Source organism: Tsukamurella soli (assembly GCF_039541155.1).
In the GTDB taxonomy this organism is placed as follows: Bacteria; Actinomycetota; Actinomycetes; order Mycobacteriales; family Mycobacteriaceae; genus Tsukamurella; species Tsukamurella soli.
This window is the reverse complement of the sequence record NZ_BAABFR010000173.1, coordinates 1-6,444: the sequence shown is the minus strand read 5'-3', so window position 1 is coordinate 6,444 and position 6,444 is coordinate 1. Positions and strand designations below refer to the sequence as shown.

Here is a 6,444-nt window from a genome sequence, read left to right as displayed (position 1 = left end):
TGACATCCCGCACGCCGTTCTCCTCGACACCTGGTTCCTGTTCCTCGACAGCTCAGAAACCTAGGCGGAGAACGGCGTGCGCTCGTTCAGGCGCGCCCGGCCACCCACAGATGCGTCAGGAGAGCCTATTTTTGATCCGAACGGCGCGCTCGTGCGTCTAAATTGGTATGACGCTCCGAACGAATGAGCTCGAGGCCGCCATGACCCACCACGGTCTCCGTCGGGACTACACGCGGGTTATGCGGGGCATCTGGGTTCCCAACGAGTCCGTGATCGACGCCGCGACCCTACGTAGGGCCGCTCTGACCCGCTATCCCGCGGCGGTGTTGTGCGGCTGGACCGCCGCCGAACTCCACCGCATGCCGTACGCGGAGGGCCGCCCGATCGAGATCCTACTGCCGCGGCGACGACGGTCCTCCGAACTGATCATCCACACCGAGAAGACGCCGCCATCAGACGTCACGACGATCGATGGGTTGCGTGTGACGACCGGGGTACGCACGGCGTTCGACCTCGCCAGGTGGGAACGCGGGGACGACGCCGTCGCGGCACTCGATCAGGCGCTACGAGTGCAACACGACCGACCTGCGGTCACCACCCGCGAGGAACTCGAGAAGTACATCGACGAGGGGCGCTACCTGCGCTGCGGAACCCACGTCGAGAAGGCCCTCGCCGTCGCCGACGGTCGCGCGGAGTCGCCACCCGAGACGTGGCTGCGGCTGTGGCTCCACCGGCTCGGATACGAGTTCATGGTCCCGCAGGTGGAGGTCGACGGCGGTCGGTACCGGATAGACCTCGGCGCCGAGCAGTTCCGGGGGGGGAGCGGAGTACGACGGTGCGTACCACGACGATCCGGAACAGCAGGAGGCCGACGCGGACCGGATCGCAACACTTCGCGACGTCTACGGATGGAAGATCGTGGTCGCGAAGGCCGACGTCTTCGGTGCCGGCGGGGGCGAATTCCTGCACCGCCTCGCCGGTGCGCTCCGCGAGCGGGGGTGGTAAGCGGCCGGCCCGACGAAGCGGTGCACATGTTGGGGGAGGGGCGGCCGACGGAACGGTGCACATGTTGGGAGGGGTCAGCAAACCGATGATGATTGATCTCACCAATCATTGCTTGCGCTGAATCCAAACATCTTTTTCTGAAACCGGCCAGACACTCTGTCTACGATGTGTAACCTGGCTCACCGTCACCGCCGAAGCAGCCCGACGAGAGGAACGAGCCGTGCGCGACCTCCCGTCACCGTCGGATCCCGGCCCGCCCACGGAGCCACCCGAGCGGCCACGGAAGGCGACCAGCGCCGGCAGCGACGCGAACGGGCCGCGGGCCCACGGACGACGGGCGCTGGTCCTGGTCGGAGTCGGCGCGGTCGCGGCTCTCACCCTCGTGGTCGCGTGCAGCGACTCGGGTGTCCGGCTGACCGGCGCGCAGTCCCACGAGATCGCGGGACCGCAGCTACTCGACCAGTTCTCGCCCGGGATGTCAGTGATCACGCCGGAGACGACCAGTGGGCCGACCGTGACCCCCGAGATCCCCGGCGGCCGCACCGACGTGCCGCTCGCGCCCGACGCGGTGCACATGCCGGCGGGGCCGCTCGGAATCCCCGGCATCGCATACAAGGCATACCAGTCGGCGGCGAGGCGGATGGCCGCCGAGATGCCGGGCTGCGGCGTTCCCTGGTATCTGATCGCGGCGATCGGCCGGATCGAGTCCGGTCACGCAGACGGCGGCAACGTCGACGCGACCGGCCGCACCATCACCCCCATCGAGGGGCCCCTCCTGGACGGCTCACTGACCGGCAACAACATTGTCATCGCATCCGACTCGGGCGGCCAGGTGACGTACGCCCGCGCGCTCGGGCCGATGCAGTTCCTACCCAGCACATGGGCGCTGTTCGGCGCCGACAACAGCGGCGACGGCAAGGCCGACATCAACAACATCTTCGACGCGTCGTACGCCACCGCGCGGTACCTGTGCGCGAGCGGCACCGACCTGACCGATGAGGCGAACCAGCGCGCAGCCGTGTTCCGCTACAACAACTCCGCCGCGTACGTCGCGAACGTGATCGCCTGGGCCAAGGCGTACCGCGACCGCGCGATCCCCGTCGGCGGCATCCCGGAGATGACGGTGCCGATCCCGGCCCCGCCGCCCCCTCCGCCCCCTCCGCCGCGCGGCGGCAACACGGTGCTGGTGGTCGCATGCCCGACCACCGTGGCGACCTCCGGGCACCCCGCGCCGGGCGCCTCACCGGCGACGGCGTCGGCGCCCATCGGATCCGGCGCCGCGCGATCGAGCACCGGGCCATCGCGCGCCGTGCGCACCACGGTGCCGGGTGCGCCGCCCGCGTCGGGCACCGCCGCGGCCGGTGCACCGGAGTCGGGTGCGCCGACCACTGTGTTCACCTGCCCCGCCGGCATGTCCGCGATGGCGGCACCGTCGCAGTTCCAGATGGCGGGTGCTCCACCGATCCCCGGCGCGCTGCCGGTCCCCCAGCAGGGTGTGCCACAGTCGAGCGGCACACCGTCGCCCCCGGTCGGCCCGCGCCCCTCGGGATCGCACGCCGCCCCGACCTCGATCCCGGGTACGACGGTGCCGGGCGCCCCGCGCCCGGACGCCTCGGCGTCCAGCACACACGCCCCGAGCGGCCACAGCCGGACCGGGCACCGTCCGTACCCATCGGTCGACCTCCCGACGACCACGGTGACCCCGCCGCCGCGCTGAGCGCCCCACCCGCCCGGATCGGCCGCGCCACCGGCGAGGATAGGATGGGGAGGACATGACTACTGCGGCAACTGAAGACACCGTCCGGGCGGCACTGGCGACGGTCACCGACCCCGAGATCGGCCGACCGATCACCGACCTGGGCATGGTCAAATCCATCCGGGTCGCCGAGGACGGGTCGGTGGACGTGGCGATCTACCTGACCACCGCCGGCTGTCCGCTGCGTACCGAGATCACCCAGCGCGTCACCAAGGCCGTCGCCGACGTACCCGGCACCGGCGCGGTCCGCGTCGAGCTGGACGTGATGAACGACGAGCAGCGCACCGAGCTGCGCCGCGGCCTACGCGGCGACTCCGAGCCCGTGATCCCGTTCGCGCAGCCCGGATCGCTGACGCGTGTGTACGCGATCGCGTCCGGCAAGGGCGGCGTCGGCAAGTCGTCCGTGACAGTGAACCTCGCCGCGGCGCTCGCCGACCGCGGCCTCAAGGTGGGCGTGCTCGACGCCGACATCTACGGCCACTCCATCCCCCGCATGATGGGCACCGAGGCGAAGCCGACGCAGGTCGACAGCATGATCATGCCGCCGGCCAGCCACGGCGTGAAGATCATCTCCATCGCCATGTTCACCAGCGGCAACACGCCTGTCGTGTGGCGTGGGCCGATGCTGCACCGAGCGCTGCAGCAGTTCCTTGCGGACGTGTTCTGGGGCGACCTGGACGTGCTGCTGCTGGACCTGCCGCCGGGTACCGGCGATGTCGCGATCTCCATCGCGCAGCTGATCCCGGGCGCCGAGATCCTCGTGGTGACCACCCCGCAGACCGCTGCGGCCGAGGTGGCCGAGCGCGCCGGGGCGATCGCCCTGCAGACACGGCAGCGGGTATGCGGTGTGGTGGAGAACATGTCCTGGCTGACGCTGCCCGACGGTGGCCGCATGGAGGTCTTCGGCGCCGGCGGCGGCGAGCAGGTCGCCGCGCGCCTCACGCGGGCGGTGGGCTCGGACGTCCCGCTGCTCGGACAGATCCCCCTCGACCCGGCGCTGCGCGAGGCCGGGGACGCCGGTATTCCGATCGTCCTGTCGGCGCCCGACTCGCCGACGGGGTCCGCGCTCCGCGCCATCGCCGACAGACTCGCCGTGCGCAAGCGCGGGCTGGCGGGGATGTCGCTGGGGATCGACACCACACGCCACCTCTGACGTCCCGCCGCACCGCCGGTGCCCGGCCCCCTACCGGTGGTCGGCCTCCCCACGGTGCGTCACCTCCCGAGTGAGAGTGCGATTCGGCTCGGGACGGCGACGGCCGGTAGGGCAGGCGACGCCTGATGGGGCGCCATGCTCCGGGAGCCGACGGAGGAAGGCCGGCGCGGCGCCTTATAGCGATAAATCGGATATGACCGCTGATCTCTTCAGTGAACTTCTGGGCGCGCCGAGCCACCCGCGATCCGCGCGAAACCACACAGGCAGGAGGCCGTGCCCTGCGCCGAGGTATCCATGCCGACCCCGATCGCGGTTTGCAGACCTCGGGTTGTATTTCGCGGAAGTAATGGACCAATCGCCCGATATGTCCGAGGTAACGGTGCGCTGCGCGCACGCTGATATCGGGGGCATGAAAAAGTTGTTGACTCTGGCAATAGGCGTGGCAGGGCTCTCGGTGGGGCTGCTGCTGTTCGGCGACACCGCCGCCAACGCGGCCGTCACCTCGCACGTCGCGGCGCTGCACCCCGACTGGTGCCGCGCCGGCGCGTGGCATCCGGGCTGGTGGTCGTCCGGCACCTGGCATCCGGGCTGGTGGAGCCGCGGCGGATGGCACCCGGGCTGGTGGGACCGGCGCGGCTGGCACCCCGGATTCTGGGCACCCCCGCAATGGCACCCGGGCTGGCGGAGCCCCGCCCAGTGGCACCCGGGCTGGCGGAGCCCCGGCTGGTGCGCACCCGGAGGCCCCGGGCCGCACCCCATGTGACAGTGACGACAACAACCTCGAAAGCCCGTTCGGGGCGCCGGTCCGCGGATCGGCGCCCCGAACGGGCTTCTCAGGTCGAGTCCGGGTCGAACGGCGGACGCTCGCCGGACCGGAGCGGCTGCATCGGGCGCGGCATGGTCGGCGGGCGCTCGCCGGCGCCGGCATCGGTGGCCCCCGACGGTGCCGGGACCTCGACCGCCGGAAGAGCGGCGTCGGTACCGGCGGCGGCGAGGCCGGCGTCCGTGGGTGCGTGGTGCAGCGGCGCGTCGGCCGGCACCGTCGACCCACCGGACCCGCCGAGGCCGCTCGTGAAAAACGAGGAGTCACCGTCGAACAGGTGCTTCGTGACCAGGCCGGCGGGTGTCATCCCCCGTAGCTGTTGCAGCTGCTGGAGCGGCTCGCGGAACTCCTCGAAGTCCGTGCCCATCTCGTCCTTGAGCTGCTGGGTCGCACCGGTGGCGTATTCACGCACCTGCCGCAGCGTGGTCATGGTCCATTGCACGGCACCCGGGAGGCGTTCGGGCCCGAGGATCACGAGCCCCGCCACAGCGAGCACCAGGAACTCACCCCAGCCGATGTTGAACACGACGCCGATTCTAGCGTCGCCGGACGGGGCGTCCGGTCACGCGTCGGACTGCGGCTTGACCTGCACCTGCACGGTACGGTCACCGCGGGTCACCGACACGGTCGCCGTGTCACCGATGCCCACCGCGCGGATCGCGACCACCAGGGACGCGTAGTCGGCGACGGTCTTGTCGCCCACCTTGGTGATCACATCGCCCTCGCGGATCCCGGCCTGCTCGGCCGCGCCGCCCTTCTTGACGTTCTCGACCTGCACGCCGGAGACCTTGTCGTTGTTGACCGTGCGGCCGTTCACCCCCAGCGTCGCGTGGGCCACCTTGCCGCCGTGGATGATGGTCTCGGCGATCGGCTGCGCGACGTTGATCGCGATCGCGAAGTTCAGGCCCACGGATCCGCCGCCGGGCGCGAGCGCCATCGTGTTGATGCCTATGATCCGGCCCTTCATGTCCAGTAGCGGCCCACCCGAGTTGCCGGGGTTGACGGCCGCATCGGTCTGGACCGAGTCGAACACGGCCGGCTCGGCCGGTCCGGTGGGCGGCTCCTGGATCGGCCGGTGCACGGCCGACACCACCCCGGAGGTCACGGTGTGCTGCAGCTCGTACGGGGAGCCGATAGCCACTACCGGCTGGCCGGGGACCAGCTGGTCGGAGTCGCCGAGGGGCACCTGGTGGAGGCCGTCGACGTCGACCTTGAGCACGGCGACGTCGGTGGCGGGATCGGCACCCACGATCCGCGCGGGGGCGCGGGAGCCGTCCCAGAACACGACCTCGGTGGTGGCGCCGGCATTGGTGGTCGCGTCCTCGATGACGTGGTTGTTGGTGAGCACGTAGCCGTCCTTGGCGTCGATCACCGAGCCGGACCCCGTACTGCCGCTGGTCCGGGTGCGCACCTCGACGGTGACGACGCCCTGGGCGACCTGCGACACCACCGACGCGACCGAGCCCTGGTCCGCCACCCGCGAATGATCCTGCGCGACGGTGACGTGGGCGTCCGTGAGTCGCTCGTAGGTGCTGCCGGTGATACGCCCGACGAAACCGCCGACGCCCGCACCGACCAGGCCGACGACGAGCGCCAGCGCGCCGAGGACGGCGAGCGCCCGCGTCGACACCCGCTCCCCGAACAGCACCTCGCGGACACCGAGCTTGGGCCCGGGCGGGGGCGGCGGGGCGTCCGGCGGGCGCAGGC

5 protein-coding genes are annotated in these 6,444 nt (G+C 71.1%); 3 read left to right on the top strand and 2 right to left on the bottom strand.

Annotated elements, in window-relative coordinates; translation table 11 throughout:
• The first annotated feature begins 1,225 nt into the window (after window positions 1-1,225).
• The 3 genes from ABD908_RS26295 (at window position 1,226) to ABD908_RS26285 (ending at window position 4,677) form a co-directional block, all read left to right on the top strand.
• Complete coding sequence (locus ABD908_RS26295) at window positions 1,226-2,722, top strand: lytic transglycosylase domain-containing protein (RefSeq protein ID WP_345001680.1); 1,497 nt, start codon at window positions 1,226-1,228, stop codon at window positions 2,720-2,722.
• A gap of 55 nt (window positions 2,723-2,777) precedes the next feature.
• Entirely contained in the window at window positions 2,778-3,914 is a 1,137-nt protein-coding gene (locus ABD908_RS26290) for an Mrp/NBP35 family ATP-binding protein (protein ID WP_345001678.1), read from the top strand.
• Between the two features lie 409 nt (window positions 3,915-4,323).
• Window positions 4,324-4,677 carry a hypothetical protein gene (locus tag ABD908_RS26285; RefSeq protein ID WP_345001676.1) on the top strand — a complete coding sequence of 118 codons (354 nt, stop codon included), beginning with the start codon at window positions 4,324-4,326 and terminating at the stop codon, window positions 4,675-4,677.
• A gap of 70 nt (window positions 4,678-4,747) precedes the next feature.
• Here ABD908_RS26285 and tatB read toward each other — a convergent pair whose 3' ends face one another.
• Together tatB and ABD908_RS26275 are read right to left on the bottom strand one after the other, a co-directional pair.
• On the bottom strand, window positions 4,748-5,263 hold the full coding sequence (tatB, locus tag ABD908_RS26280) for a Sec-independent protein translocase protein TatB (RefSeq protein ID WP_385921842.1): 516 nt from the start codon (window positions 5,261-5,263) through the stop codon (window positions 4,748-4,750).
• Window positions 5,264-5,299: 36 nt separating this feature from the next.
• Window positions 5,300-6,444, bottom strand: a 1,145-nt coding sequence (locus ABD908_RS26275) for a S1C family serine protease (RefSeq protein WP_345001674.1), incomplete at its 5' end; no start/stop codon positions are given.

What these genes read in the sequence shown, in the direction of transcription:
- ABD908_RS26285 (WP_345001676.1), top strand. Translation starts at nt 4,324, where the DNA reads ATGAAAAAGTTGTTGACTCTGGCAATAGGCGTGGCAGGGCTCTCGGTG.
- ABD908_RS26290 (WP_345001678.1), top strand. Translation starts at nt 2,778, where the DNA reads ATGACTACTGCGGCAACTGAAGACACCGTCCGGGCGGCACTGGCGACG.